The organism is Streptomyces sp. NPDC060049 (genome assembly GCF_042736715.1).
GTDB lineage: Bacteria > Actinomycetota > Actinomycetes > Streptomycetales > Streptomycetaceae > Streptomyces.
This window is the reverse complement of sequence record NZ_JBHWVV010000011.1, coordinates 1-26,533: the sequence shown is the minus strand read 5'-3', so window position 1 is coordinate 26,533 and position 26,533 is coordinate 1. Positions and strand designations below refer to the sequence as shown.

The following is a 26,533-nucleotide window of genomic DNA, read 5'->3' as shown; positions in this document are numbered from 1 at the left end:
CTTGACCTGACTTGACCAGGCAGGGAGCAGACGAATCGGGAGTATCTTCATGCTTCGCACCATGTTCAAGTCCAAGATCCACCGGGCCACCGTCACCCAGGCCGACCTGCACTACGTCGGCTCCGTCACCGTCGACGCCGATCTGCTCGACGCGGCGGACCTGCTGCCCGGAGAGCTCGTGCACATCGTCGACATCACCAACGGGGCCCGGCTGGAGACGTACGTCATCGAGGGCGAGCGCGGCTCCGGGGTCATCGGGATCAACGGGGCCGCCGCGCATCTCGTGCACCCCGGGGACCTGGTCATCCTCATCAGCTACGCGCAGGTCGAGGACGCCGAGGCCCGGGTGCTGAAGCCGCGCGTCGTGCACGTCGACGCGGACAACCGCATCATCGAGCTGGGCGCCGATCCGTCCGCCCCGGTTCCGGGAACGGACCAGGAGCGCAGCCCCCACGCTGTTGCCGTCTGAGGGGAGCGGAACCATGCCGCAGGCCGGACCGATCGCGATCGCCGACGACCGCACGTCCGGGAGGCTGCTGGCCGTCCAGGACGGAGCGGTGGTCGGTTCCCTCGCCTACTTCGTGCTCGCCGGGGCGCCCCACGCCCTCGTGGCGGTCCACACCGTCGTCGAGCCGGGGCACGAGGGCCGCGGGATCGCCAGCGATCTGGTGAGGACCTTCTACGGCATCGCGGCCGACGAGGGCGTGCCCGTGGTCCCGCTGTGCCCCTATGCCGCGAGGTGGGCGGCCAAACACCCCGACCAGGCGCCCGGGGCGGCCGCCGGGGTCGTCGCGGCCGCCAAGGCGCAGCTGGACGCGGACCCGGACCTGTGGTGACGCCGTCCGCGCCGGCCCTGACCCTGCTGCACACCTCGCCCGTGCACGTCCCGGTCTTCGAGGCCCTGCGCGAGCGGCACCACCCCGGCGCGCGGCTGCGCCACCTCGTGGTGCCGGAGCTGCTGGAGCGGGCCCGGGTGTTGGGACCCGGGTCGCAGGCTCCGGCCGTACGGGAACTGCTCGAAGGGTCCGCCGGGCCCGTACTGGTCACCTGCTCGACCATCGGGGCCGTCGGCGAGGCCCTGGCCCACGAGCTGGGCGTACCGGTACTGCGCGTCGACCGTCCCATGGCGGCCGCCGCGGTCCGCGCCGGGCCGCGGATCGTCGTCCTGGCCACGGTGGAGTCGACGCTCGGCCCGACGGCGGAGCTGCTCGGGGAAGAGGCCCTGAGGGCGGGCCGGCCGGTGTCGGTCCGCACCCGGCTGGTCCACGGGGCGTGGGACCGTTTCGCGGCGGGTGACGAAGCCGGCTCCCTCGGCCTCGTGGCCGCCTCGGCGGACGCCGTCACCGACGCCGACGTCATCGTCCTCGCACAGGTCTCCATGGCCGGCGCGGCGACCCTGGCCACGACCCCGGTGCCGGTCCTGTCCAGCCCCGCGTCCGGGCTCGCGGCCGCCCTGGGGAAGTAGCCCGGCGGGCGTCGGGGCCGGGGACGGGGGAGGGTGGAGGCATGACACAGCCTCCCATTCCCGATCCGGTCCCGGTCCCGAAGCCGTTCCCCGATCCCGCGCCGCTGCCCAGGCCCGAGCCGCCGACGCCGGGTCCCGTACCCGAGCCCGATCCGATCCCGCCGCCCCCTGGTCCCGCGCCCTCGCCGGGGCCCGAGCCGGTCAGCCAGTGCTGTGACCGGGAAGGTCCACCGGGTCGCGGCGCCCGGCACGGCACTTCGCCGCGTTGTCGGGCCACGGCGGTACGTCCGGTACGAGCCGTGGCCCTCCGCCCCGGTGGCACCTCCCAGCGGTAGCTGGGGGAGATGCACCGCACCGAACACCGCGACCCGGCACACCTTCCCGGCCACAGCACCAAGCCGTCTCTTTCCGTCGCGCCGCCCGTAGCCGGCGGCGCGACGGGCCTCTCGCCCCGCCGCGCCGCCGAGGGGTTCGCTGCGCGCGTCAGGCCGTACGGACCTCGGAACGGTCGCCGCTCCACAGGGTGTGGTACGAGCCCTCCCGGTCGGTGCGCCGGTAGGTGTGCGCCCCGAAGAAGTCACGCTGGCCCTGGGTCAGGGCCGCCGGCAGGCGCCGCGAGCGCAGGGCGTCGTAGTAGGCCAGCGAAGCCGCGAAGGCCGGTACCGGAACGCCCTGGCGGACCGCCGCCACCAGTACCTCGCGCCAGCCCTCCTGCGCGGCCCCGATCTCCTCGGCGAACCCGGCGTCGGCCAGCAGGCTCGGCAGCTCCGGCCGGGCGTCGTACGCGGCGCGGATCCGGTCCAGGAACGCGGCCCGGATGATGCAGCCGCCGCGCCACAGAGAGGCGACGGCGCCCAGGTCCACGCCCCAGCCGTACTCCTCGCTGCCGGCCTGGATCTGATGGAAGCCCTGGGTGTAGGAGACGATCTTCGAGGCGTACAGCGCCTGCTCGACCTGCGCGGCGAAGGCGGCCGCGGCCTCCGGGGAGAGCGGTTCGGCCTTCGGGCCGGCCAGGTCGCGGGCGGCCGTACGCAGCTCGCCGTGGCCCGAGACCGCGCGGGCGAAGACGGCTTCGGCGATGCCCGACACCGGAACGCCCAGGTCCAGGGCGATCTGCACGGTCCAGCGGCCGGTGCCCTTCTGCTCGGCGGCGTCGGTGACGACGTCCACGTACGGCAGCCCGGTCGCGGCGTCCTCGTGGGCGAGCACCTCGGCGGTGATCTCGATCAGGTACGAGTCCAGCCGGCCCTCGTTCCAGGTGCGGAAGGTCTCGGCGATCTTCGCGGGGGAGTAGCCGGCGACCTCGCGCAGCAGGTGGTAGGCCTCGGCGATGAGCTGCATGTCGGCGTACTCGATGCCGTTGTGGACCATCTTGACGAAGTGGCCGGCGCCGTCGGGGCCCACGTGCGAGGTGCAGGGCGTACCGTCGGCGGCCTTCGCGGAGATCTTCTCCAGGAGCGGGCCGAGCGAGGCGTACGACTCCTCGGAGCCGCCGGGCATGATGCTCGGGCCGAGCAGCGCGCCCTCCTCACCGCCCGAGATGCCGACGCCCACGAAGTGCAGGCCCTGCTCGCGCAGCTCCTTCTCGCGGCGGCGGGTGTCCTCGAAGTGGGCGTTGCCGCCGTCGATGATGACGTCGCCCGGCTCCAGCAGCGGAGCGAACTCCCGGATCACGGCGTCGGTCGGCTCGCCGGCCTTCACCATGATGATCAGACGGCGCGGGCGCTCCAGCGCGTCCACGAACTCCTTCGCGGATTCCGCCGGAACGAAGGCGCCTTCGTGCCCGAACTCCTCCACCAGGGCGGTGGTCTTGGCGGCCGTGCGGTTGTGGACGGCCACGGTGAATCCGTTGCGGGCGAAGTTGCGGGCGAGGTTGCTGCCCATCACCGCGAGACCGGTGACGCCGATCTGGGCCGTGCTGCTGCTCATGGGGTGCGCTCCTGAGTGCGTCGGTGCTGCTTCGGTGCTGCTTCCGTCATGCCTGCATGGTGCCTGGGCGGTGCCCGCGCGCTGCTTCGACGTGCGGACGAAGGCCGGACACCGACGCTACATCGGCGCGGATCCCCCTACCCCCCCTGTCTTTGGCGGGTAATCAACTACCGCTCGGGCAGCTGTTGTTGTGGACCTTGTCATGCTCGGGTCGTGACGTTAAGTTGTGCGGTTCCTGACGTCTGCAGTGGGGGCACCCATGGGTGTACGGGGCCGGCACCGCCGGTATCAGCCGAGCGGCATCAACCGGGCCTCGCTCGCGGTCACGGCCGGTGGCGCCGGGATCGCGTTACCCCTGATCGGGGCCGGAGCCGCGCACGCCGCCCCGGTGGACACCTGGAACAAGGTCGCCTCCTGCGAGTCCACCGGAAACTGGCACATCAACACCGGCAACGGCTACTACGGCGGGCTCCAGTTCAGCCAGAGCACCTGGCGCGCCTTCGGCGGCGCCGCATACGCCGCCCGGGCCGACCTGGCGACCAAGGAACAGCAGATCGCGGTCGCGGAAAAGGTGTTGAAGGGGCAGGGCCCTCAGGCCTGGCCGGCCTGCGGGAAGCAGGCCGGACTGAGCCGCAGCGGACCGGCGCCGGCCCTCGGAGGCCAGTCCGGGACCGCTGCCCCGGCCCACCAGGCGCGGGCGCAGCTCCAGGAGAGGACGGCCGCCGCGCCACAGGGCACGCCGTCGAAGACCGCGCCGCAACCGACCGGGACCACGGTCCTGCCCAACCCCTACGTGGTCGCGCCCGGGGACTCGCTCTCGGCGATCGCCACCGAACAACACGTCGAGGGCGGCTGGCAGGCGCTGTACGAGACCAACCGGGGCACCGTGGGTGGCGATCCGGACCTCATCTTCCCCGGTCAGCGGCTCACCCTGCGCGTGACCACGGCGCCGTCGGCGCCGCCCGTCCAGAACCCGGAGAAGCCGCCGCGCACGGCTGAACCGGTCAAGCCCGTCGCCCCGGCGGCGGAGAAGCCGGCCGAGAAACCGGCCGAGCAGCCGGCGTCGAAACCAGCCGAGAAGCCGGCGCCGAAACCGGTCGAGAAGCCGGCGGCGCAGCCCGCCTCCTCCCAGCAGGAGTCCCCTTCGGGAGGCTTCTCCGCTCCCGTCGACGCCGGTCTCGGCACCGCCTACCGCGTGTCCGGTTCCTCCTGGTCCAGCGGCTACCACACCGGCGTCGACTTCCCGGTGTCGACCGGCACCTCCGTCAAGTCCGTGTCCACCGGCGAGGTCGTCTCAGCGGGCTGGGCCGGGGCGTACGGCTATCAGGTCGTCATCCGGCACTCCGACGGCCGGTACTCCCAGTACGCGCACCTGTCGGCGCTCACCGTCAAGGCTGGTCAGCAGGTCTCCGGAGGGCAGCGCATCGGCCGATCCGGCTCGACCGGGAACACGACCGGGCCGCACCTGCACTTCGAGATGCGCACGGGACCCGGCTACGGCTCCGACATCGACCCGCTGAAGTACTTGCGGGCCCACGGCGTCGACATCTGACATCGGAGCCGGGGTCAGGGCCGGGGCCGGAGCCCCGGCCCGCGGCGGTTCCGACGGTATGAGGCCCTGCGCGCCGCGGGGCGCGACGGTGAGCAGGACGAGCCCGGTCCCCGCCAGCGCCGCGCTCGCCAGCGCCGCGGCGGTGCCGGCCGCCCCGTACCGGAAGCCCTCGTCGAACAGCGCGATGCCGACCGCCGCCGCGACCACCGGATTGGCCACCGTCACCGTGGCCAGCGGCGCCGTGAGCCCGGCACCCCGGTAGGCCGCCTGCGACAGCAGCAGTCCGGCGCCGGCGAGCGCGGCGACCGCGGTCAGCTCCGGCCACAGTGGGACCAGCGCGTCGGGGGCGAAGCTCTCGGCCACCGATTTCGTGAACACCGAGGCCATGCCGAAAGCCGCACCGGCGGCCGTGGCCAGCAGCACGCTGCGCGCGGCGGCCCGCCGCGTCCGCAGCGCGGCCGCGAACAGCACGGCCACCCCGGCCCCCGTCGCGGCCAGCAGCATGGCCTGCTCCCCGCCGGACAAGGACTGCTCCGCCCAGCCGCCGCCGCCCGTCAGGGCCAGCAGCCCGGCCAGCCCGGCGGTGGCCAGAAGGGCCCCGCGCCAGGCCGCGCCGCTCGCCCGGCGCCCCACGAACAAAGCGGCCATCGGCAGCGCGAAGACGATGGTGAGCGCTCCGAGCGGCTGGACCAGGCTCAGCGGCCCGTAGGCCAGCGCCACCACGTGCAGCAGCGCGCCGAAGCTGTTCAGGGCGATGGCGACGTACCAGCCGACGTGGCGCACGGGGGCGTACGGCCGGCCCGTCGTGGCGGACGCGACCCGCTCCTGGACGATCGCTCCGCCCGCGTAGGCCACCGCGGACACCAGGCAGAGCAGGACCGAAAGGGCAAGGGCACTCATGAATTCCACAATGCCCGACCGGCGGGAGCTATTCCTCCCCCTACAGACCCCTACATTCGGTCACGCGTCAGGCGTGAGGAGTAGTCCGTACGCAGTACACGGGAGCGGGTTTGTCTTCCCGGACGGGTGGTCCGTACACTAGCCCTTTTGAGGACTTCCGCAGCAGGCGGACGCGGACGAGTGATCAAGGAACGGCAGCGGGCATGACGGTGACCGAAGACAGCCAGGACCACGTGCACGGCTACGGGCCGGGCGTCGACCCCGACCGGCTGGCCCTCTGCCTCAGTGTGCTCGACGAGCTCGACAAGCTCGATGTCGACCACCCGGACGCCATCACCGTACGCCGCGCCACCGCCGGCCTCTACCGGACGGTCAAGCAGCGCCGCCGCCAGGACCGCCGCGCCGCGAAGACCGCCAACGACAAGGCCGTCACCGAGGCGACCGCGACCGGTTCGGCCGAGCGCATCGACGACGAGACCCAGGGCAACGCGCTGACCGCCGCCACCAAGGGCCCGATCGCCGGCATACTGCAGCGCCCGCGCTCCTGCTACGTCTGCAAGACCCGCTACGTCGAGGTCGACGCCTTCTACCACCAGCTCTGCCAGGACTGCGCCGCCTTCAACCACGCGCGACGCGACGCCCGCACCGACCTGACCGGCCGGCGCGCCCTGCTCACCGGCGGCCGCGCCAAGATCGGCATGTACATCGCGCTGCGGCTGCTGCGCGACGGGGCGCACACCACCATCACCACCCGTTTCCCCGGTGACGCGATCCGCCGCTTCAAGGCGATGCCCGACAGCTCCGAGTGGCTGCACCGCCTGAAGATCGTCGGCATCGACCTGCGCGACCCGGCCCAGGTCGTCGCGCTCGCCGACTCGGTCGCCGCCGAGGGCCCGCTCGACATCCTGATCAACAACGCCGCGCAGACCGTCCGCCGCTCCCCGGGCGCCTACAGCGAGCTCGTCGCCGCCGAGGGCGCTCCGCTGCCGGCCGGCGAACTGCCCGCCGCCGAGGTCATCGGCACCTTCGGCAGCGGCACCGTCGACCGCGTCGCCGCCCTGCCCACCGGCAAGGGCGAGAAGCTCAGCGCCCAGGACATCACCGAGCTCGCGCTCGTCTCCGGTTCCGCCTCCCTGGAGCGGATCGCCGCCGGCACGGCGATCGACGCGGGCGGCCTGGTCCCGGACCTGCACGACACCAACAGCTGGATCCAGACCGTGTCCGAGGTGGACCCGATCGAGCTGCTCGAAGTGCAGCTGTGCAACTCCACCGCGCCCTTCATCCTGATCAGCAAGCTGCGCCCGGCGATGGCGGCGGCCGAGGCCGGCCGCCGGTACGTGGTCAACGTCTCCGCCATGGAGGGCGTCTTCAGCCGCGGCTACAAGGGCGCCGGCCACCCGCACACCAACATGGCCAAGGCCGCGCTCAACATGCTGACGCGCACCAGCGCCCAGGAGATGTTCCAGAAGGACCAGATCCTGATGACCGCCGTGGACACCGGCTGGATCACCGACGAGCGTCCGCACCCGGACAAGATCCGTCTCGCCGAGGAGGGCTTCCACGCCCCGCTCGACCTGGTCGACGGCGCGGCCCGGGTCTACGACCCGATCGTGCGCGGCGAGGCCGGCGAGGACCTGTTCGGTGTCTTCCTGAAGGACTACGCGCCCGCCAACTGGTAGGCCGCCCGCCCCACCCGGCCCCTTCCGCGCCCCCGGCCCCTCTTTCGAGAGGGACCGGGGGCGCGCCGCGTTCCACCCGTTCGGTCGTAGGTCACGCGGCGACCGTTTCCCGTACCGGGCCCGCCCCGCGACACGCCCACGGCCGGGTTACGTGCCCCGGCGGTGGGCGGCCGCCGAGCGGAGCAGCCGCCGCCGACGCGCCGTGGTGCTAGTACTGGATTCGGGGAGAAAACAATCGGTCCGGAGTGGATTTTGCCTTTCCATCGAGCGGGGGTCCGCTCATATGTGTACTCTGATCGGCATGAGAGCCCCACCCGGGCACTCGCTCCACCAAGGCGCCACCGCGTCCGGAATCCCTTTATTCCTGTCCCGGCTCGCGGTCCCGCCCGCCGGGTTACGCGACACGAAGGAGTGCGCGGTGACACCAGAACTGACCAAGACCGACCAGGCACTGATGGAACGTACGGGTTCACGGAGCGGCAAGCGCCCCGAGACGCTCGGCAACCTGGAGGTCTGGGCACGGTCCGCCCCGATCCGTCTCGCGGGCTACGAGGACGACCTCGCGGAGCCCCACATCCTGCCCGGCATCGACTGACCCGCGGCCGGCCGCGGCCCTAGGCGGCCGCTGCCCCGAGGCATCTCCGAGCCCCCGCGCCGACGACCGGCGACGGGGGCTCGGAAGTTCCCCGAACCCGTACGCCGTCGGCGTCATCGCTGTGGGCGATCAAGGGTTACGCGCACGCCCCGCGCGGGGCACGCTGATCATCATGAAGCTGCTGATGCTGGGTGGAACCGAATTCGTCGGGCGCGCGATCACCGAAGACGCCCTGGACCGCGGGTGGGACGTGACCGTCTTCCACCGCGGGCACCACGCGCCCCCGCCGGGCACCACGGCCCTGCACGGGGACCGAACCGCCCCGGGCGGCCTGGAGGCCCTCGCCGACGGGGAGTGGGACCTCGTCGCCGACACCTGGGGCGGCGCGCCCACCGCCGTGCGCGACACCGCCCGGCTGCTCGCAGGCCGCGTCGGCCGGTACGCCTACATATCCAGCCGCTCGGTGTACTCCTACCCGGCTCCGGCCGGGCTGGCCGAGGACGGCCCGCTGGTCGAGGGCTCGCCCGACGCCGAGGCCGTCGAGTACGCGCAGGACAAGCGCGGCGGCGAGATGGCGGCGGTGGAAGCCTTCGGCGACCGCGCCCTGCTGGTCCGGGCCGGGCTCATCATCGGCCCGTACGAGAACGTCGGCCGGCTGCCCTGGTGGCTGAACCGCACCGCGCGGGGCGGTCCCACGCTCGCCCCCGGCCGGCCCGGTCTCCCGCTCCAGTACGTCGATGTCCGCGACCTCGCGCACTGGACCCTGGACGCCGCGAAGGCCGGGCTCGGCGGCCCGTACAACGTCGTCTCCCCGCCCGGGCACGCCACGATGGGCGGTCTTCTCGCCGCCTGCGCGGCGGTGACCGGCGGCGGAGCGGAGTTCCACTGGACCGGCCAGGACCGGATCGAGGAAGCCGGCGTGGAACCCTGGACCGAGCTGCCGATCTGGCTCCCCGAGGGCGAGCTGCACGACTACATGTTCGGCGGCGACGTCACCAAGGCCCTCGCTGCGGGCCTGGAGTGCCGGCCGGTCGAGGAGACCGTCGCCGACACCTGGACCTGGCTCCAGAAACTCGGCGGAGTGGCCCCGCAGCGCTCCGACCGGCCGGCCAAGGGCATATCGCCGGAGCGGGAGGCGGCACTACTCGGGCTCTGAGGACCCGGGCCGGCGGTTCTCCGCGAGGCGGGTCGGCGGCATGTACTCGCGCACCAGCGTGCGGTGCCACCACGCCCCCGTCTCGCGGAGTTCCCGCCACGTCGTGAACCGGTAGCGGTACAGCCGCGCCCGGACGTAGCGCGGCGGGGCGTCCGGGAAGGGGTTGTGCCGGATCAGTCGCAGCGTGTCCCGGTCGCCCGCCAGCAGCCGTTCCACGAACGGCCCGAACCAGTCCCGCGCGTAGCCGGGGGACAGGGCCGCGAACCACATCAGCCAGTCCAGGCGCAGGTGGTACGGGGCGAACTGGCGCGGCGTGCGGCGCACGTCGCCCGGCTTGCCCTTGAACCCGTACTCCCGCCACGCGCCGTCCTCGGAGGGCATCCGGTCGGCGGTCCCCTCCACGACGACCTCCTCGCGGATCCGGCCCACCGTGCCGAACGCCCCGTAGGTGTTGACCAGGTGCAGGGAGTCGAAGGACCGGTTCATCACCTGGCCGCGGGAGAGCATGTTGGCCACCGGATGCCGGCTGAGGACCAGTACCAGCGCGGTCAGCGCGCACACCAGGACCGCGTACCAGAGCGGACCCTCCCTGAAAGCGGCCTCCGGGGGCGTCCCCGCGGCCCCGCCGAGCCCCGGGATCCAGGAGAGCCGGGGGAAGTCGACGGCCGGGACGGCGAGCACGATCGTCAGCCAGTTCAGCCAGGCGAAGTTCCCGGACAGCACCAGCCACAGCTGCGTCGCCACGATCACCAACGCCGCGTACGAGGCCACCGGCTGCGGGGCGAAGAGCAGCACCGGGACGATCAACTGGGTCACGTGGTTGGCGGCGCACTCCATCCTGTGCAGCGGTTTCGGCAAGTGGTGGAAGAACCAGCTCAGCGGACCGGGCATCGGCTGCGTCTCGTGATGGAAGTACAGGCAGGTGAGCTTGCGCCAGCAGGCGTCACCCCGCATCTTGATCAGCCCGGCGCCGAACTCCACCCGGAAGACCACCCAGCGCAGCAGCCACAGCACCAGCACGGGCGGCCCGGCCGTGCCATTGCCGAGGAAGACGGCCAGGAAGCCCGTCTCCAGCAGCAGCGACTCCCAGCCGAAGGAGTACCAGGTCTGCCCCACGTTCACGATGGACAGGTAGAGCACCCACAGCAGCGCCCACATCGCCATCGCCGCGCCGAGCGGCACGGCGTCCGCGGCCCCCGCGACGAGCGCCGCCGCGAGCGCCGCCCCCGTCCAGGCGCAGAACGCGAAGAACCGGTCGGAGTAGTGCAGCTGGAACAGGCTCGGGGCGCGCCGCAGCGGCACGTACCGCACGTACCGCGGAACGGGCAGCATGCCGTGCGCCCCGATCAGTGCCCGGAACTGCAGGGCGGCCCCGGCGAAGGCGACGAGGTAGACACCGGCCAGGGCCCGCTGGAAGATCAGCCGCCCCAGCCAGTATCCGGGCGCCGTGAACCAGTCCATCCCGTCCAGTATCCGACGGGGCGGGCGTCCACGGCGAGACCGCGGACACGGCGGCCGATCCGGCGGTCGCGGCGCGGCCGCGGGAGGGGAACCACCGGGCCGGCGCTCCCCGGGTTGCGCGGGACGTCCGCATGCGGCAGACAAGAGGGAGCAACCGGGGCGAAAAGGGAGATGCAACGTGCACGCACCGACACCTCGTCAGGCGCCGCGTCGTCACGCACCGGGCCGTGCGGCCCTCTTCACCGTCCTCGGACTCCTCGCCGCCGCCTGCGGCGCCCCGGGCGACGACGGGCAGACCAAGGGGCCCGTCGCCGAGAGCCAGGAAATCCACCTCCAGCCCGTCTCCTCGGCCGGTCCCGACCCCTTCACGACCTCCTCCGCCACCGGCGAGTCGGCGCCGGTCCAGCCCCCGCTGCCCAACCAGAGCGGCCAGGGCATCCGGACCGTCAACGCGGCCACCCCCGGCCTGTACGGCGGAACCCAGCGGCTCGGCAGCTGCGACGTGGAAGCACAGGTCCAGGCCCTCACCACCGACGACGGCAAGGCCCGTGCCTTCGCCGAGGCCACCCAGGTGGAGCAGGAGGGGATCCCCGAGTTCCTGCGCGGCCTCACCCCGGTCGTGCTGCGCGCCGACACCCGGGTGACGAACCACGGCTTCGCCGACGGCCGGCCGAACGCCTTCCAGTCCGTCCTGCAGGCCGGCACCGCCGTCCTCGTTGACGCCCACGGAATGCCCCGCGTCCGCTGCGCCTGCGGAAACCCGCTGCTCGCGCCGCGCACCGCCGCGGGGGCCCCGGTACTCAAGGGCGACCCCTGGGCGGGCTACCAGCCGAACCAGGTCATCGTCATCGAACCGACCATCCAGGTGATCAACAACCTGGTCATCGTCAACATGACCGACAACACCTGGCTCGAACGCAAGACCGGCGACGACGGCGCCCAGGACCGCGCGCCGCAGGTACCGCCCCCGTACGACCCGGCCGACGGCATTCCCAGCGGGCCCGTGACGCCGCCCGGCACCACGCCGGCCGATCCCTGCCCGAGCCGGGACAGCAACAGCCTCGCCCGCACCGCGCCGCCCACGCCCGGCACGCCGAGCTCCGGTCAGGGCCTCGGCCTGAGCCCCGGCCCGGACGCGGCCGACTGCCCTCCGGACGCCCCGCGCACCGCGCCGAACACCCCGGCGGTTCCCACGCCGCCTCCCGCGGACGTCCCCCCGGGACGGCCCACGGCCCCGCCGCCCGCCTCCGACCTCCCGTCCGACCTCCCGTCGGACCTGCCGGGGGACCTTCCGTCCGACCCGGGCGCCCCGGTGGGCCCCGACGGCGCGTCCCCGCTCCCCAGCGACCAGTACGCGCCCTACGACCCCTACGCGGACCCCTACGCGGACCCCTACGCCGATCCGCACTCCGTCCCCGACCAGCAGCCCTCGTCCCCGTACGACAGCCAGTACCTGGAGAGCGCCTGACCGGCCCGTGTGTCATGGTGGACCGGTGTTGACCGCCGTATCGCTGCCGGACGACTGGCCCGCGCACCCGGACCGGTCGCTCGCGCTGAATCGCATGGGCAGTTTCGACTGGGACCTCGTCACCGGTCTCATGCACATGGACTCCGCCGCTCTCGAGGTGTTCGACACGCCCCCGGAGGAGTACGACGGCCGGCCCGAGTCCCTCGCGCCGCGCGTCGCGCCCGCCGAGGCGGTCCGGCTCGACGCCCTGGTCTCCTCCGCCCTCAAGAGCGGTGTCGACAGCTACGGCGCCTACTTCCGCATCCGCTGCCGCGACGGCCGGCACCGCTGGACGCACACCCAGGGCCGGGTCATGCGGGGCCCGGACGGCCGCCCGTTCAGGATCATCGGCATCGTCCGGGACGCTACCGAGGAGCTCAGCCACTCGGCGGAACGCCTCGGACTGGACGAGGAGCGGCGCCGCCAGACCTCCGTGGTCGAGAGCACCACCGCCGCCCTCGCGCACGCCCGTACCGTCCAGGACGTCATCGACGCGCTCGGCGACGCCCACGGCCTGGAACGGCTCGGCTCCATGGGCATGGTGATGGGCCTGGTCGAAGCCGGCCGGATCCACCTCGTCGCCGAGGGACCCGAGGGCAGCTTCGTCCCCGGCACCCGCTACACCCGCATCGACGAGCAGTACCCGATGAGCGAGGTCGTCCGCTCCCTCCAGCCGCGCTTCCTCGACTCGGCGGACGAGTTCGCCGCCGGGTATCCCGGCCTCTGGGCGAAGATCTCCTCCATGCACATCTCGGCGGCCGCCTACCTGCCGCTGATCGCCCAGGCCCGTCCCATCGGCGCCATCGGGCTGCTCTACCAGGACAAGGACGGCTTCACCCAGGACGAGCGGAACCTCCTCGTCGCACTCGGCAGCAGCATCGCGCAGAGCCTGCAGCGGGCGATGCTCCTGGAGCAGGAGCACGACCTCGCGGAGGGGCTGCAGCAGGCGATGCTGCCCCGACGGATCCCCTCCGTGCCGGGCGCGGAGATCGCCGTGCGGTACCGCTCGGCCCGGATGGGCCAGGACATCGGCGGCGACTGGTACGACGTCATCCCGCTGCCCGGCGGCCGGGTCGGCGCGGTCATCGGCGACGTCCAGGGTCACGACACCCATGCGGCGGCGGTCATGGGACAGCTGCGGATCGTGCTGCGCGCCTACGCGGCCGAAGGGCACTCGCCGGCCACCGTCATGGCGCGGGCCTCCGTCTTCCTGCACGAACTGGACACCGACCGCTTCGCGACCTGCACGTACGCCGAGGCCGACCTCACCACCGGGGTGCTGCAACTGGTCCGGGCCGGCCACATCGACCCCCTGCTGCGCACGCGCGGCGGAGAGTGCGGCCGGCTGATGCTGGAGGGCGGGATGCCACTGGGGCTGTCCGCCGAGTTCGGGCGGCTGGAGTATCCGGTGACGACGGTCGAGATGGGACCGGGGGAAACGCTTCTGCTGTGCACGGACGGCCTGGTGGAACAGCCCGGCGCCGACCTCGACGACGGCATCCGGCACCTCGCCTCCCTCGTCCGCACCGGACCGGCGGACCTGGCGCTCCTCGCGGACCGCCTGTGCGAGGTCGTCGACGACCGGGGCGGCGACGACGACATGGCGCTGCTCCTGCTGCGCCGCGAGGCGCAGGACGCCCCGCAGGGCGGTGGCCGCCTCCAGCAGCACGTGGCCCCCGCGGATCCGGAGGCCCTGGTGTCGGCCCGCCACATGATCGGCGCGGCGGTCCGGGCGTGGGGCGCGCGGGACCGGGCCGACGAGATCGAACTGGTCGCCGACGAACTCATCGTGAACGCCCTGATGCACACGGACGGCCCGGCGATCGTGACGCTGCGCGTCCTGACCGGCCCCGAACGCCGCCTCCGGGTGGAGGTCGAGGACCGCTCCAGCGCCCTGCCCCGACGCAGGGAGGCGGGCGACTCCGGAGTGTCGGGGCGCGGACTGCTGCTGGTGGAGCGGCTGGCGGACGCCTGGGGCGTGGAGCCGCGGGGGAGCGGCAAGTGCGTGTGGTGCGAGTTCGCGATGACGTGATCCGGGACGCGGGCTGCGAACCGCTCCGGGCCCCCGGGTGGACCGCCGGCGGACCGCGCGTGCACCGCCCGCGGACTCGCCGGCGACGGCAGGATCCCGTCCGTACCCGACGGGCGCCCGAAAGTCCGTTGCGGGCGCGCGGGCGGTTCGCCGATGATCGGCGGCGATGACCCAAGCCATGGACGAACTCCGCAAGCTGTTGAAGTCCGGCGATCTGCCCGGCGCCGTACGCTCGCTGCGCCCGCGCGCCGAGACCCTGCCCCTCCCCGAACTCGCCCTGGCCGTAAGGGCCCTGGCCGATGCCGCCGGCTTCAAGGAGCTGGCCGGTGCGGCGAGGGCCGCGGCGAAGCGGCCGGACGACCCCCAGGCCCTCTACGACCTCGGATACGGCTGCGTCGAGCACGGCCTGGCCTTCCTCGCCGTCGCCCCGCTGCGCGCCGCGCTCGCCCGGGTCCCCGACTCCCGCACACTGCTCGCCGAACTCGCCTCCGCCCTGGAGGACGAAGAACGGCACGCCGAGGCCGCCGCGCTGCTCGCCGCCCGGGGGGAGCGGCTGCCCGCCTGGCCCGAGACGTACCTCCTCGCGCACCACACCCTTCTCGCCGGAGACCTTCCCGCCGCCCGTGCCGTCGCCGCCCGGCTCCCCGAGCCCGAGGACGACACCTGGAAGTGGGCCCACGCCCGCCAGCGCCGCATGCTCGCCCGCGCCGAGCTCGCCGCCACCGCCGGCCCGCTCGACTCCACGGACCTGCGCGGCTGGCAGTTCGCCCTCACCGGCACCCTGCTCGCCACCCTCTCCCCGTACGGCTACGACGCCGGCATGACCGGCCGCTACGCCTACTTCGGCGACTCCTACGCCACCTGCCGCCGGGGCCTCGCCCGCCTCGCCATCGCCCTGGACGCCACCGGGCGGCGCCCGGCCCGCGTCTCCCTGCTGCCCGGACGGGACGACCGGATCCTCGGACTGGCCGCCGCTACCGTGCTCGCGCTGCCCGCCGTACCGTACGAGCCCGGCCGGCCGGACACCCTCGTCGTCTCCTACGACCTCGGCGGAGCGGACCCGAGCCTCGGCGAGCGGGCCGACGGGCAGATCCTGTACGAACACGCCACCCGGTGGACGGACCCGCCGCCGGTCAGCGCGGACTTCAGCGTCCTGCAGGCCCAGTTCGCCGTCAGGCCGTGGGAGGACGACACCCGGCCCGAGGAGGAGATCGCCCGCGAGGTCGCCGCCGCCGACCCGGCGCCGGACGGGGGCGACGGGGCGACCCCGCCCGACCCCGACGGGGCGTTCCGGGCCTATGCCGCGGCCCTCGCGCCGCTCTGGCTCACCGGCCCCCGGGACCGGATCGGCTCCAGCGGGCCCGTCCCCAGCTCGCGCTTCGCCTGAGGCCACGGCAGGCTGGGGACATGCCCGAGCTGCCGGAGGTCGAGGCCCTGCGGGAGTTCCTCGACGAGCACCTCGCCGGGCGGGTGGTCGAGCGCGTCCTCCCGCTCGCCGTGAGCGTGCTCAAGACGTACGACCCGCCCCTGAGCGCGCTCGAAGGGCAGCGGGCCGGGGCCACGGCCCGCCACGGGAAGTTTCTGGCCCTGCCGATTGGCGAGCTCCACCTCGTCACCCACCTCGCCCGGGCCGGCTGGCTGCGCTGGATGGACGAGGTCCCGGCGCAGCCGCCGCGCCCCGGCAAGGGGCCGCTCGCCCTGCGCCTCGTACTGGAGGACGGCGGCGGCTTCGACCTCACGGAGGCGGGCACGCAGAAACGGCTCGCCGTATATGTGGTGCACGACCCGCAGGAGGTGCCGGGCATCGCACGCCTCGGCCCGGACCCGCTCGCCGAGGGCTTCGACCGCGAGGCCTTCGGCGCGCTGCTCGCCGGTGAACGGCGGCAGATCAAAGGCGTGTTGCGCGACCAGTCCGTCATCGCCGGGATCGGGAACGCGTACAGCGACGAGATCCTCCACCACGCCAAGGTCTCGCCCTTCAAACTGGCCGCGTCCTTCGACGAGGCGCAGGTGGACCACCTGTTCCGGGCGGTCCGCGAGACCCTGGGCGCGGCCGTCGAGCGGGCCCACGGGGTGGCCGCGGGCCGGCTCAAGGCCGAGAAGAAGAGCGGGCTGCGCGTGCACGGGCGGACGGGCGAGCCGTGCCCCGTGTGCGGGGACACCGTCCGCTCGGTGTCCTTCGCCGACTCCTCCCTCCAGTACTGCCCCACCTGCCAGACGGGCGGCAAGCCGCTCGCCGACCGCCGGCTCTCCAGACTGCTGAAGTAGCCGCGCACAAGCCCGCCGGCAGCCCCGGCCACAGCCCTAAGGACTGTCCCGTAATCCCCGGCGGGCGCACGACGACAGCTACGGCACCTCGCCGCGTTGTCGGAACGCCCGAATACGCCCGGTATGCGGACGCTCCTCCGCCTTGCGGGGCACCGTATCTGACGCCGCGCGCTGATCCACCGGGGATTACGGGACAGCCCGTAGACTGCCGCCCGTGGCCGAGGAACAGCAGGCGCAGCCGCCCCGGCGGGAGGTCGTCACCGGGGTTCCGCGCGGTGTGCGCCGACGGCCGCCCGCGCACGCCCCGGCCCGCTCGGAGATCTCCGAGCAGACGACCCTCGGCGCCACCTACGTGCGGGCCCTCATGCGCAGCCAGCTCCGCGCCGGACTCTGCGCGCTGGCCGCGCTCGTCCTGCTGGTCGGGCTGCTGCCTCCCCTGTTCCTGATCCCGCGCGTCGCCTCGGGCCCGCTGGTCTGGGTCGCGCTCGGCGTGCCGGTGTACCCGGTGTTGTGGCTCATCGCCCGCGCGTACGTGGTCCGGGCCGAACGCAACGAGGCGGATTTCACCGGCCTGGTCACCGACCCGGCGGAGGCTCCGGGCCCGCGCCGGCCGCGGTAGCCGCGCCGGCTGCGAGGGGCACCGCTCAGAACAGGTGCATCGCCAAGTGTCCCAGGGGGAGCCCCAGTTGCCAGGCCGGGGTCCAGATGCGGGCGTTCTCGTCCAGGCCCGGCGGGGTGTCGGCGTGGCCGTGGCGGCCGGGGTCGAGGTTGGTGGCGAACAGTTCCGTGTGGTCCAGCCAGCGCCAGGCCGCGCGGGCCAGTTCCAGATCCGGGTCCTCGCCGCGGCCGCGTTCGCGGGCCTCCTCGCCCAGGGCCAGGAACCGGGTGTGGACCCAGTCGCGCCACGGGTGACCGTAGGCCGTCAGCGACATCCACTCCTCGAGCTGGGAGACGACCCGGATCCCGGAGAGCTCGCCGGCGGCGTCCGAGAGGTAGATCGTCAGCGCGAGCGTGTCGCGCCCGGCACGGAACTCCAGCGTGCTGACCGGGATCAGCCGGCCCGTGCGCAGCAACTCGTCCGCGATGTACTCCGCGTAGAGCCATGCCATGGGGACCGCCAGCCCGCCCCCGCCGTCACTGGTGCCGTTCGAACCCTCGGGCTGCACCGTTCCACCTTCTCCCGCATGCGTCGAGCCGTCCCGCCGTCAGCCACGAGCCTTCCTTGCGCGGATCGAGGAGTGGGGCGTGTTTACTCAACTTGAACGGTCCAGTGCCGATTTCGATGCGGTTCATGTCCGGTCTGTGAGCGTTCGGGTCATTCTTTGACCCCCCGGTCCTATGCGCCGAGGCCATAGCCGTAGCCCTGGAGACCCTTGCGCAGGGCTCTCAAGGCGTAGTGGGTGCGGGACTTGACCGTCCCGGCCGGGATGCCCAGCTCCGCCGCGGCCTCGGCCACCGAGCGGTCCTGGAAGTAGACCTGCATCAGCACCTCCCGGTGCTCCGGCCCCAGGGACCCGACGGCCCGCCGCACGTCGATGGCCGTCACCGACCCCGCCACCGCGTCCCCCGGCGCCGGCGCCTGCTCCATGCCCTCGGGGTCCACCTCCAGCGGCCTCGACAGGCGCGCCCGCCGGGCGTCGATGGCGAGGCGCCGGGCCACCGTGAACAGCCAGGGACGCAGGGACTCGTGACCGCTCGCCAGCACCTCCGGATGCTGCCAGAGCCGTAGCAGGGTCTCCTGTACGAGGTCCTCCGCGCGCTGCGCGTCCCCGGCCGTGAGGCCGAGCAGAAAACCGAACAGGGCCCTCCCGTGTTCGTGCTGCAGTTCGGCCAATGCCTCGGGGTCCGTGCGCCGGAGGGTGGGGGCCAGGGTCACGAGAGGCTCCTTCCGGGTGTCTGTTCGGGGTGCCGTTCGGGCTCGACGGATCCACCCTGACCTGCACGGAGCCGCCCGGGAACCGTCCGGTGGAGCCGGTGCGCCCAAGCACCCGGGTCGTCCGGTGGGCGGCCGCGCGGGGCGGTGAACGGTCGAACGGCGCGCCGAACGGCCATTGGAGTGAGGCGGTGGCCGGATGCGGAGCCGTCTCTTGACTCGCGGCGTCTCTTTCTATGGATTGGCAGTTGATCGGTTAGTCGTACTTATCTGAGGAGAGCCGGGACAGATGACCGCACGCACCCGCCACGCCCTCGCACTCCTCGCCGGCGTCGTCCTCGCGGCCGTCGCCGGCTGCTCCGCCGGCGGGCCCGCACCCGCCCGCCTCGGCGGCTCGCCGGCGGTTCCCGCACCGTCCGGAGCTCCCGGATCCACCACGGCCCCCGCCGCGAAGGGTTTCACCCTGGTGGCGAGCGGCGACGTCCTGCCGCACGAGTCGGTCATCCGGCGGGCGGCCTCCGACGCGGACGGCGACGGCCACGACTTCCGGCCGATGTTCTCCGGGGTCAAGCCGGTCGTCTCCGCCGCAGACCTGGCCCTCTGCCACATGGAGACCGTCTACGGGCCCGACGGCGGTCCTTTCACCGGCTACCCCGCCTTCCAGTCGCCGCCCGAAGTCGCCGACGGGCTGAAGGACGCCGGGTACGACGGGTGCTCCACCGCCTCGAACCACACCCTCGACGGCGGCGCCGCCGGGATCGGGCGCACCCTCGGCGCCTTCGACAAGGCAGGCCTGAAGCACGCCGGTTCGGCCCGCACGGCGGCCGAGGCGGGCACCGTGACGATGTACACCGCCGGATCGGCGAAGGTCGCGCACCTCGCGTACACGTACGACACCAACGGCTACCCCATGCCCGACGGGCAGCCCTGGGCCGTCAACCTGATGGAGCCGGAGAAGATCGTCGCGGACGCGCGGGCCGCCCGCCGGGCGGGGGCGGACGTCGTCCTCGTCAGCCTCCACTGGGGCACCGAATGGGAGACCGAGCCCGACGAGAAGCAGCTCGCGCTCGGCAAGGCGCTGACCGCCTCACAGAGCGCGGGGCGACCCGACGTGGACATGATCCTGGGCACCCACGCCCACATCCCCCAGCCGTACGAGAAGGTCAACGGGACCTGGGTCGTCTACGGCATGGGCGACCAGGTGGCCGGCGAGATGTTCAACTACACCGGAGCCCGGGACATGCGCGGCAACTACGGCTCCATCGGCCGCTTCACCTTCGCGCCGCCGGCCGCCGCCGGGCAGCGCTGGCAGGTCACCAAGGCCGAGTTCGTCCCGCAGATGATGGACCTCGCGGCCGGCCGGGTCGTCAACCTCGCCGCCGCCCTCGCCGAACACCCCGGCCGGGAGGACTACGAGGGCGCCCGGGACGCCATCACCGAGGCCGTCCTCAGCAGGGGCGCCGCCAAGGACGGACTGACGGCGGCGAAGTAGCCGCCCCGGGGGAAGTCCGGCGCAGGTCAGCGCAGGTCAGCGCGGGACACCGCACCCCCCGCGCCCGGCCCCGGCCCTCGAGGCTAGGGCACCACCGTCACCGGCCAGCGGCCCGCCTTCACCAGACGCACCGCCACCGAGCCGACGATCCGGTGCCCCGCCTGCTCCGACGCCCCGACCACCACGGCGTCCGCCTGGAGCTCCTCCGCCGCGCCCACCAGGCCGGAGTACGGATCGCCGCGGAAGGTGTGGAACTGCCAGCGGACGTCGTAGACGCCCTTCAGGCGCTGCGCCGACTCCCGGATCTCGGCCACCAGTCCCTCGGCGATCTCCTCGGTGGCCGCGCCCACCGGTGCGCCCAGCGAAGCGCCGGCCGCCATCACCGGCTGGACGTACACCAGCGCCAGCAGCGCGTTCTGCCGCCGGGCCAGGCCTGCCGCGTACGCCGCCGCGCGGAGCGAGGACTCCGACCCGTCGACGCCGGCCAGGATCACCTTCGGGCCGTCCGTACCGCGTTCGAATCCCGCGTTCACGTGCTCTCTCACGTTTCCGAGGCTACGGGACGGCCCGCGACCGCCCGACGCGCGAAGGGGCGCCGCCCTCCTTACAGTGCGAATCATGACTGCCACGGTGGAGGAGACGCACGGATCCCGGAACCGCATGCTGAACCGGGTCCCCGACGCCTTCGGCGCGTTCTTCGGAGCGCTCGGCCTGTTCTGCGCCCTGCTGGCGGTCTCCCCGACTCTGCGGCGGCTGCTGAGGCACGTCGTGCGCTTCCTTGACCTCTTCATCGTCCCGGTCAGCGAGAACCTCGCCTATGCCGTCTTCCTCTTCCTCCTCGCCGCCGCGCTGGGCATGCGCAAGAAGGTCGCCTGGTGGATCGTCGTCACCTATCTGGCCCTGCTCATCGTGGTCAACCTGCTGGTCATCGCCAACGGCTACGAGGTCGTCGGCGGAGTCTCCCTGGGCATCGCGGTGGCGGCCCTCGCCCTCCTCGTCGCCGCCCGCAAGGAGTTCTACGCCGCCTCCCGCCCCGGGGCGCTGTGGCGGGCCATGCTCGTGCTGGGCCTCGGCCTGCTCGCCGCCGTCTTCCTCGGGTGGGGACTGGTCGCGCTGTTCCCCGGCACCCTCCCCAAGGGGCAGTGGCTGGACTGGGCCGCGAAGCAGGTCTTCGGCGGGCTCTTCTCGGCCCGCGAGTTCGACGGGCGCCCGCCCCGCCCGCTGTACTTCCTGCTCGGCCTCTTCGGCGCCCTCGCCCTGCTGAACGCCGCCGCCACCCTCTTCCGCTCCCAGCGGCTGACCGCCGCCCTCCACGGGGACGAGGAACCGCGCATCCGCGCCCTGCTCGGCGCGTACGGGCGCGCCGACTCCCTCGGCTACTTCGCCACCCGCCGTGACAAGGCCGTCGTCTTCGCCCCCAACGGCAAGGCCGCCGTCACCTACCGCGTCGAGGCCGGCGTCTGCCTCGGCAGCGGCGACCCCGTCGGCGACCCGGCCGCCTGGACCCCCGCCATCGACGCATGGCTCGCCGTGGCCCGGCGCTACGGCTGGCAGCCCGCCGTCATGGGCGCCTCCGAGGACGGCGCGACCGCGTACGCCCGCTCCGGCCTCAGCGCCCTGCAGCTCGGCGACGAGGCGATCCTGCACGTCGCCCGCTTCGACCTCGACGGACGCGACATGCGCGTCACCCGCCAGGCCGTCAACCGGGTCAAGCGCACCGGAGCCACCACCGTCATCCGCCGCCACTCCGCCCTCTCCGAGGACGAGATGCAGATGATCGTGGACCGGGCCGACCGGTGGCGCGACACCGAGACCGAACGCGGCTTCTCCATGGCCCTGGACCGTCTCGGCGACGCCGCCGACGGCGACTGCCTCCTCGTGGAGGCGTTCGACGACAAGGGCGAACTGATCGCGCTGCTCTCCTTCGTCCCCTGGGGCAAGGACGGCATCTCCCTCGACCTGATGCGCCGGGACCGTTCCGCACCCAACGGGGTCATGGAGTTCATGGTCGCCGAGCTCTGCGCCGCGGCCCCGGGCCTGGGCGTGCGCCGGATCTCGCTCAACTTCGCCGTCTTCCGCTCCGCCTTCGAGGAGGGCGGCCGGATCGGCGCCGGCCCCGTCCTCAAACTGTGGCGCAGACTGCTCCTCTTCTTCTCCCGCTGGTGGCAGCTGGAGGCGCTGTACCGCTCCAACGTCAAGTACGGCCCCGACTGGTACCCGCGGTTCCTCTGCTACCAGGACGCCGGCTCGCTCGCCCGCGTCAGCCTCGCCTCCGGCATCGCCGAGGGCTTCGTCTCCGTACCGAGCATGCGCACCCTGTGGGGCAACGGGCACCCGCGCGGGCTCACCGCACCCGCCAACACGGCCGGCCTGCCTTCGATGGACTCCCTCGGCCTGCAACTCGTGGGCGAGGAGGGCGGGGCGGCTCGGGCCGAGCGCCTGCCCGAACAGGTCCGGGTCCGCCACGACAAGCTGGCGCGGATCCGGGCCGGCGGCACCGACCCCTACCCCGTGGGCATCCGCCCGCGCACCCACACGGTCGCCGAACTGAAGGCCGCCCACACCGGCGCCCCGTCCGGCTCCCGCACCGGCGTTCCGGTCACCGTCGCCGGACGCGTGATGGTCGTCCGCGACCTCGGCGGCGTTGTATTCGCCGTCCTGCGGGACTGGACCGGCGACGTCCAGCTGATGTTCACCCGGGACGTGGCGGGCGCCGAGGTGCTCGGCTCCTTCACCTCGCAGGTCGATTTCGGCGACCACGTCATCGTGAGCGGCGAGGTCGGCACCAGCAAGAACGGCGAACTGTCCGTGGTCGCCGGCTCCTGGCAGCTCACCGGCAAGTGCCTGCGCCCGCTGCCCGACAAGCGCAAGGGCCTCGCCGACCCGGAGGCCCGGGTCCGGCGCCGCTACCTCGACCTGGTCGCGAGCCCCGAGGCGCGGGACGTCGTACGGGCCCGCTCCAGCGCGGTCCAGGCCCTGCGGCAGGGCCTGCTGGACCGGGGCTACCTGGAGGTCGAGACCCCGATGCTCCAGCAGATCCACGGCGGCGCCAACGCACGGCCGTTCCGCACCCACATCAACGCCTACGACCTCGACCTCTACCTGCGCATCGCGCCCGAGCTGTACCTGAAGCGCCTGTGCGTGGGCGGCATGGAGAAGGTCTTCGAAATGGGCCGGACCTTCCGCAACGAGGGCGTCTCCTACAAGCACAACCCCGAGTTCACGATGCTGGAGGCCTACCAGGCCTTCGCCGACTACGACGTGATGCTCGACCTGACCCGCGAGTTGATCCAGAGCGCCGCCACGGCCGCCTTCGGCTCGCCCGTCGCCCACAAGGCGGGCCCCGACGGGAAGCTCGTCGTCCACGACATCTCCGGTCCCTGGCCGGTCAAGACGATGTACGGGGCGATCAGCGAGGCACTGGGCGAGGAGGTCGACGCGGACACGGAGGAACACGCGCTGCGGCGGCTCTGCGACCGGGCGGCCGTGCCGCACACGCCCGACGACACCCGCGGCGACGTCGTCCTGGAGATGTACGAGCGGCTGGTGGAGGAGAGGACCGGGCTGCCCACCTTCTACAAGGACTTCCCCACCGACGTCTCCCCGCTCACCCGGCAGCACCGCAAGGACCCCCGGCTGGCCGAGCGCTGGGACCTCGTGGCCTTCGGGACCGAACTGGGCACCGCCTACTCGGAGCTGACCGACCCCGTCGAACAGCGGCGCCGCCTCACCGCGCAGTCGCTGCTGGCGGCGGGCGGCGACCCGGAGGCGATGGAGATCGACAACGACTTCCTGGACGCGCTGGAGTACGCGATGCCGCCGACCGGCGGGCTGGGCATCGGCGTCGACCGGCTCGTCATGTTCCTCACGGGTCTGACGATCCGCGAGACCCTGCCGTTCCCGCTGGTACGCCGCGGATGACAAGCCCGGCCGGTGCGCTGACCGGGTGAGTGCAAGAGGGCGCGTCCGCGCCCCTCGACATCCGTGGCGATGTCGTTGATACGTAGTAGTAATGAAAAATGACGAGCCGACAGTAGGGCGACGCGTGCTCCTGCGCTCCGCCGTCTTCCTCGCGGTCGCCGCCGCCGCGGGAATGGTCACCGGCGGCGAGCCCGGCCCGCCGGGCTCCGGGCCCGCCGCCGGCCTAGGGGCGGGCGGCGAACCACCCCTCGGACCCGGACCGGGCGGAGCCGGCGGGCCGGGGCCCCTCGCCGGAGCCCCCGCCGTGCGGCCGCAGAGCCCGCGCGGGTCCTCGTACCGGCTCCAGCCGATGACCTCCGAAGGCGCCCCGGAGCAGGTGGCCGCCGCGAAGCCCGTCGTACGGACCCGGCCGATCCTGGAACTGCCGGCCGACGCGAGCACCGCGAGCGCCATGACGCTCACCTTCGACGACGGCCCCGACCCCCGCTACACCCCGGACATCCTCGACACCCTCGCGCGCTACCGCGTACGGGCCATGTTCTTCGTCTGCGGGGAAATGGCCACCGACAACCGGGACCTGCTGCGCCGCATGGTCGCCGAGGGCCACGTCATCGGCAACCACACCTGGACCCACCCGCTCATCCCCACGCTCAGCCGGCCCGCCCTCGCCTCCGAGATCGGCCGCACGAGCGAAGTCGTACAGAAAGCGGTCGGCGAGGCGCCGCTGTGGTTCAGGGCTCCTTACGGGGCATGGAACCGGGCCGCCTTCGAGATCGGCGCCGAGCTCGGCATGGAGCCGCTCGCCTGGACCCTGGACACCCTGGACTGGAAGGAACCGGGCACGGCCACGATCGTGTCGCGGGTCCTGCAGGCGGCCGCGCCGGGCGTGATCGTGCTGAACCACGACGCGGGCGGCAACCGCTCGCAGAGCGTGCAGGCGCTGGCGAACTACTTGCCGCAACTGCTCGGGCGGGGCTACCGGATGACGCTGCCGGCTCTGCCGCCGCGCTGAGGACCAGGACCCCTTGACCCGGCGCGACGGCGGCGGCTTTCGTCCGCCGTCGCCGTCCGCCGTTCCTCCGATCGGTCAGCGGGCCTCCACCATCCGCGCGAAGACGACGACGTTGCCGTCGTAGCCCCCCGCCTTCGAGTAGCCGCCGCCGCACGTGATCACCCGGAGTTCCGCGTGCCCGGTGTCCCCGTACACCCGGGCTCCGGGGAACGCGTTCTTGGCGAAGACCTCCACGCCGTACACCTCGAACACCGCCGTGCGCCCGTCGTAGCGCGCCACCTCGATCCGGCTGCCCTTGCGGACCGAGCCCAGGCCGAAGAAGACCGCGGGGCCCTGCGCGTTGTCCACGTGGCCCACGATCACCGCCGAACCCTGCTGACCCGGCGAGATGCCGTTGAGGTACCAGCCGGCCAGGTTCCTCTCCTGTGCGGGCGGCGCGTCGATCCAGCCCTGAGCGTCCAGTCCGACCGTCATCACCGGTGCGTCCACGCTGATCGACGGGATGCGGACGCGCTGCACCGACGAGTGTTCCAGCACCTCCATGTCCGACGGCGGCGTGGGTGGCTCGGCGGGTGTCCGGTCGGCCTGCGAGCCGACCGTCGCCGTCGCTCCGACGGCCGCCGCGGCGGCCGGCTGCGGGGGTCCGGCGTCGACATCGGCTCCGTTGCGCATCATGGCGAGGCCGGTGAGCATGACCAGCGCGATGGCGCCCCAGGGGGAGCGCTTCCTCGACGGCCTCTCACTCTCGTCCTCGGTCATGGTTCTCCCTTCCCGACGCGGGGGTCCCGACCCGCGTTCTTGTTCCCACCCCTGTACGCCCTGCTTCACGCACGTTAAGGCGGTGTGCGCGGGACGGCGATCGGGGAAGGGCGAACGGGTGGTGGGGCCGGAAGGGGTGCGCCCATCCAGGTAATCGTCACATGAATGCCTGACGGGTCGTGACCTGCGGATCCGTCAGCAAACCTGTCCGCGCCTCGGCGTGTCGCTCAACCTTGCGGCCCAAAGTCGGAAATGCGCTGGTTGCGCCCCGGCCGGAGGGTTCGTGATGGGACGCGTTCTCGTCGATTTGCCCGGGCCACCGCTCCGGGGCGCTTCCCGCTGGAGGTTCCACCATGCGTGTTCTCCGCGCTCTTACCGTGACCGCGGCTGCCTGCGCCGCGATCGGCCTCAGTACTCAGTTCGCCTCCGCGAACCCGGGTCCGCCATCGGGCGGAAACGGTGGTCCGAGCAACGTCACCGTCAACCCGTACTCCGTGCACCAGGGCTCCTCGATGCAGGTCAGCGCGGCCGGCTGCGTCCGAGGCGGCATCGTCTTCTCGCACGGCAACTTTCCGCAGACGAACCTGTCGGCCGGTTCCATCGGGTTCGCGACCGTCCGCATCTTCAACCACGCCTCGCCCGGCCACCACACGCTGTCCGTCAAGTGCCACGACAGCAGCCTGGTCGCCACGCACCGCTTCACGATCCTGCAGGGCAACGGCGCCCAGGGCGGCCTCGGCGGCTCCTTCGGCCCGTCCGCCACCGAGACCGCCATCGGCGCGGGCCTCGTGGGCGCCGCGGCCCTGGGCGCCGGCGCCCACGTGATCCGCCGTCGCCGCCCGATCCGCGGCCGGGCCTGACCGGCCGACCTCCAGGGTCAGCCCGAACAACCGCCGGTCGCCCCCCTGACCCGCCGCGGGCGCGGGGGTCCC

22 protein-coding genes and 1 pseudogene are annotated in these 26,533 nt (G+C 73.1%); 16 read left to right on the top strand and 7 right to left on the bottom strand.

Annotated elements, in window-relative coordinates; translation table 11 throughout:
- Nucleotides 1–49: 49 nt before the first annotated feature.
- From panD to ACFWBY_RS21450, 3 genes are read left to right on the top strand one after another with little or no spacing between them, the layout of a single operon-like run.
- Nucleotides 50–469 (top strand): aspartate 1-decarboxylase, encoded by a 420-nt coding sequence (gene panD, locus ACFWBY_RS21460; RefSeq protein WP_030870250.1) that lies wholly within the window; start codon nt 50–52, stop codon nt 467–469.
- A gap of 13 nt (nt 470–482) precedes the next feature.
- Nucleotides 483–836, top strand: coding sequence for a GNAT family N-acetyltransferase (locus ACFWBY_RS21455; RefSeq protein ID WP_385341261.1), 354 nt, complete (start codon nt 483–485; stop codon nt 834–836).
- Nucleotides 833–1,465, top strand: coding sequence for an aspartate/glutamate racemase family protein (locus tag ACFWBY_RS21450; RefSeq protein WP_385341263.1), 633 nt, complete (start codon nt 833–835; stop codon nt 1,463–1,465). The genes ACFWBY_RS21455 and ACFWBY_RS21450 overlap by 4 nt, the downstream gene beginning before the upstream one ends.
- A 483-nt stretch (nt 1,466–1,948) precedes the next feature.
- Here ACFWBY_RS21450 and gndA read toward each other — a convergent pair whose 3' ends face one another.
- Entirely contained in the window at nt 1,949–3,394 is a 1,446-nt protein-coding gene (gndA, locus tag ACFWBY_RS21445) for an NADP-dependent phosphogluconate dehydrogenase (protein ID WP_385343080.1), read from the bottom strand.
- Between the two features lie 259 nt (nt 3,395–3,653).
- Here gndA and ACFWBY_RS21440 point away from each other — a divergent pair, with 259 nt between their 5' ends.
- The gene (locus tag ACFWBY_RS21440; RefSeq protein WP_385343077.1) at nt 3,654–4,946 is read left to right on the top strand and encodes a transglycosylase family protein; all 1,293 of its coding nucleotides are present in this window, start codon (nt 3,654–3,656) and stop codon (nt 4,944–4,946) included.
- A 129-nt stretch (nt 4,947–5,075) separates the two neighbouring features.
- Here the strand turns inward: ACFWBY_RS21440 and ACFWBY_RS21435 are convergent.
- Nucleotides 5,076–5,846, bottom strand: a pseudogene (locus tag ACFWBY_RS21435) (DMT family transporter); the annotation flags it as partial.
- A gap of 203 nt (nt 5,847–6,049) precedes the next feature.
- On the opposite strand from ACFWBY_RS21435, the gene ACFWBY_RS21430 reads away from it, so the two are divergent.
- The 3 genes from ACFWBY_RS21430 to ACFWBY_RS21420 all read left to right on the top strand — a co-directional run bounded on the left by ACFWBY_RS21430 (nt 6,050) and on the right by ACFWBY_RS21420 (nt 9,276).
- The gene (locus ACFWBY_RS21430; protein ID WP_385343074.1) at nt 6,050–7,525 is read left to right on the top strand and encodes an SDR family NAD(P)-dependent oxidoreductase; all 1,476 of its coding nucleotides are present in this window, start codon (nt 6,050–6,052) and stop codon (nt 7,523–7,525) included.
- Between the two features lie 418 nt (nt 7,526–7,943).
- On the top strand, nt 7,944–8,120 hold the full coding sequence (locus ACFWBY_RS21425) for a hypothetical protein (RefSeq protein ID WP_385343072.1): 177 nt from the start codon (nt 7,944–7,946) through the stop codon (nt 8,118–8,120).
- A gap of 172 nt (nt 8,121–8,292) precedes the next feature.
- The gene (locus ACFWBY_RS21420) at nt 8,293–9,276 is read left to right on the top strand and encodes an NAD-dependent epimerase/dehydratase family protein (protein WP_385343069.1); all 984 of its coding nucleotides are present in this window, start codon (nt 8,293–8,295) and stop codon (nt 9,274–9,276) included.
- Here the strand turns inward: ACFWBY_RS21420 and ACFWBY_RS21415 are convergent.
- Nucleotides 9,262–10,737, bottom strand: coding sequence for a lipase maturation factor family protein (locus ACFWBY_RS21415; protein ID WP_385343066.1), 1,476 nt, complete (start codon nt 10,735–10,737; stop codon nt 9,262–9,264). The genes ACFWBY_RS21420 and ACFWBY_RS21415 overlap by 15 nt on opposite strands.
- 178 nt (nt 10,738–10,915) lie before the next feature.
- Between ACFWBY_RS21415 and ACFWBY_RS21410 the strand changes: the two genes are divergently transcribed.
- The 5 genes from ACFWBY_RS21410 (at nt 10,916) to ACFWBY_RS21390 (ending at nt 17,163) form a co-directional block, all read left to right on the top strand.
- A complete protein-coding gene (locus tag ACFWBY_RS21410; protein WP_385343063.1) occupies nt 10,916–12,205 on the top strand; it encodes a DUF6777 domain-containing protein in 1,290 nt (429 codons plus the stop codon).
- Between the two features lie 7 nt (nt 12,206–12,212).
- Nucleotides 12,213–14,276: a SpoIIE family protein phosphatase gene (locus tag ACFWBY_RS21405; RefSeq protein ID WP_385343059.1), complete on the top strand. Its 2,064-nt coding sequence runs from the start codon at nt 12,213–12,215 to the stop codon at nt 14,274–14,276.
- A gap of 166 nt (nt 14,277–14,442) precedes the next feature.
- Nucleotides 14,443–15,663, top strand: coding sequence for a hypothetical protein (locus ACFWBY_RS21400; protein ID WP_385343056.1), 1,221 nt, complete (start codon nt 14,443–14,445; stop codon nt 15,661–15,663).
- A gap of 20 nt (nt 15,664–15,683) precedes the next feature.
- Complete coding sequence (locus ACFWBY_RS21395) at nt 15,684–16,544, top strand: Fpg/Nei family DNA glycosylase (RefSeq protein WP_385343054.1); 861 nt, start codon at nt 15,684–15,686, stop codon at nt 16,542–16,544.
- Between the two features lie 214 nt (nt 16,545–16,758).
- Complete coding sequence (locus ACFWBY_RS21390) at nt 16,759–17,163, top strand: hypothetical protein (protein WP_385343051.1); 405 nt, start codon at nt 16,759–16,761, stop codon at nt 17,161–17,163.
- A gap of 25 nt (nt 17,164–17,188) precedes the next feature.
- On the opposite strand, the gene ACFWBY_RS21385 is transcribed toward ACFWBY_RS21390, so the two are convergent.
- Both ACFWBY_RS21385 and ACFWBY_RS21380 read right to left on the bottom strand, forming a co-directional pair.
- Nucleotides 17,189–17,710 carry a hypothetical protein gene (locus ACFWBY_RS21385; protein WP_385343048.1) on the bottom strand — a complete coding sequence of 174 codons (522 nt, stop codon included), beginning with the start codon at nt 17,708–17,710 and terminating at the stop codon, nt 17,189–17,191.
- 170 nt (nt 17,711–17,880) lie between these two features.
- Nucleotides 17,881–18,414, bottom strand: coding sequence for a sigma-70 family RNA polymerase sigma factor (locus tag ACFWBY_RS21380; RefSeq protein ID WP_385343083.1), 534 nt, complete (start codon nt 18,412–18,414; stop codon nt 17,881–17,883).
- Nucleotides 18,415–18,706: 292 nt separating this feature from the next.
- Between ACFWBY_RS21380 and ACFWBY_RS21375 the strand changes: the two genes are divergently transcribed.
- Nucleotides 18,707–19,909, top strand: a complete 1,203-nt coding sequence (locus ACFWBY_RS21375; RefSeq protein WP_385343045.1) for a CapA family protein — start codon at nt 18,707–18,709, stop codon at nt 19,907–19,909.
- A gap of 83 nt (nt 19,910–19,992) precedes the next feature.
- On the opposite strand, the gene ACFWBY_RS21370 is transcribed toward ACFWBY_RS21375, so the two are convergent.
- The gene (locus ACFWBY_RS21370) at nt 19,993–20,454 is read right to left on the bottom strand and encodes a universal stress protein (RefSeq protein WP_385343042.1); all 462 of its coding nucleotides are present in this window, start codon (nt 20,452–20,454) and stop codon (nt 19,993–19,995) included.
- A 73-nt stretch (nt 20,455–20,527) separates the two neighbouring features.
- Between ACFWBY_RS21370 and lysX the strand changes: the two genes are divergently transcribed.
- A complete protein-coding gene (lysX, locus tag ACFWBY_RS21365) occupies nt 20,528–23,830 on the top strand; it encodes a bifunctional lysylphosphatidylglycerol synthetase/lysine--tRNA ligase LysX (protein WP_385343039.1) in 3,303 nt (1,100 codons plus the stop codon).
- Nucleotides 23,831–23,921: 91 nt separating this feature from the next.
- Nucleotides 23,922–24,842, top strand: coding sequence for a polysaccharide deacetylase family protein (locus ACFWBY_RS21360; RefSeq protein ID WP_385343036.1), 921 nt, complete (start codon nt 23,922–23,924; stop codon nt 24,840–24,842).
- A gap of 75 nt (nt 24,843–24,917) precedes the next feature.
- Here the strand turns inward: ACFWBY_RS21360 and ACFWBY_RS21355 are convergent, their stop codons facing one another.
- Nucleotides 24,918–25,601 carry a class F sortase gene (locus tag ACFWBY_RS21355; protein WP_385343034.1) on the bottom strand — a complete coding sequence of 228 codons (684 nt, stop codon included), beginning with the start codon at nt 25,599–25,601 and terminating at the stop codon, nt 24,918–24,920.
- A 353-nt stretch (nt 25,602–25,954) separates the two neighbouring features.
- Between ACFWBY_RS21355 and ACFWBY_RS21350 the strand changes: the two genes are divergently transcribed.
- On the top strand, nt 25,955–26,461 hold the full coding sequence (locus tag ACFWBY_RS21350) for a hypothetical protein (protein WP_385343031.1): 507 nt from the start codon (nt 25,955–25,957) through the stop codon (nt 26,459–26,461).
- Nucleotides 26,462–26,533 lie beyond the last annotated feature (72 nt).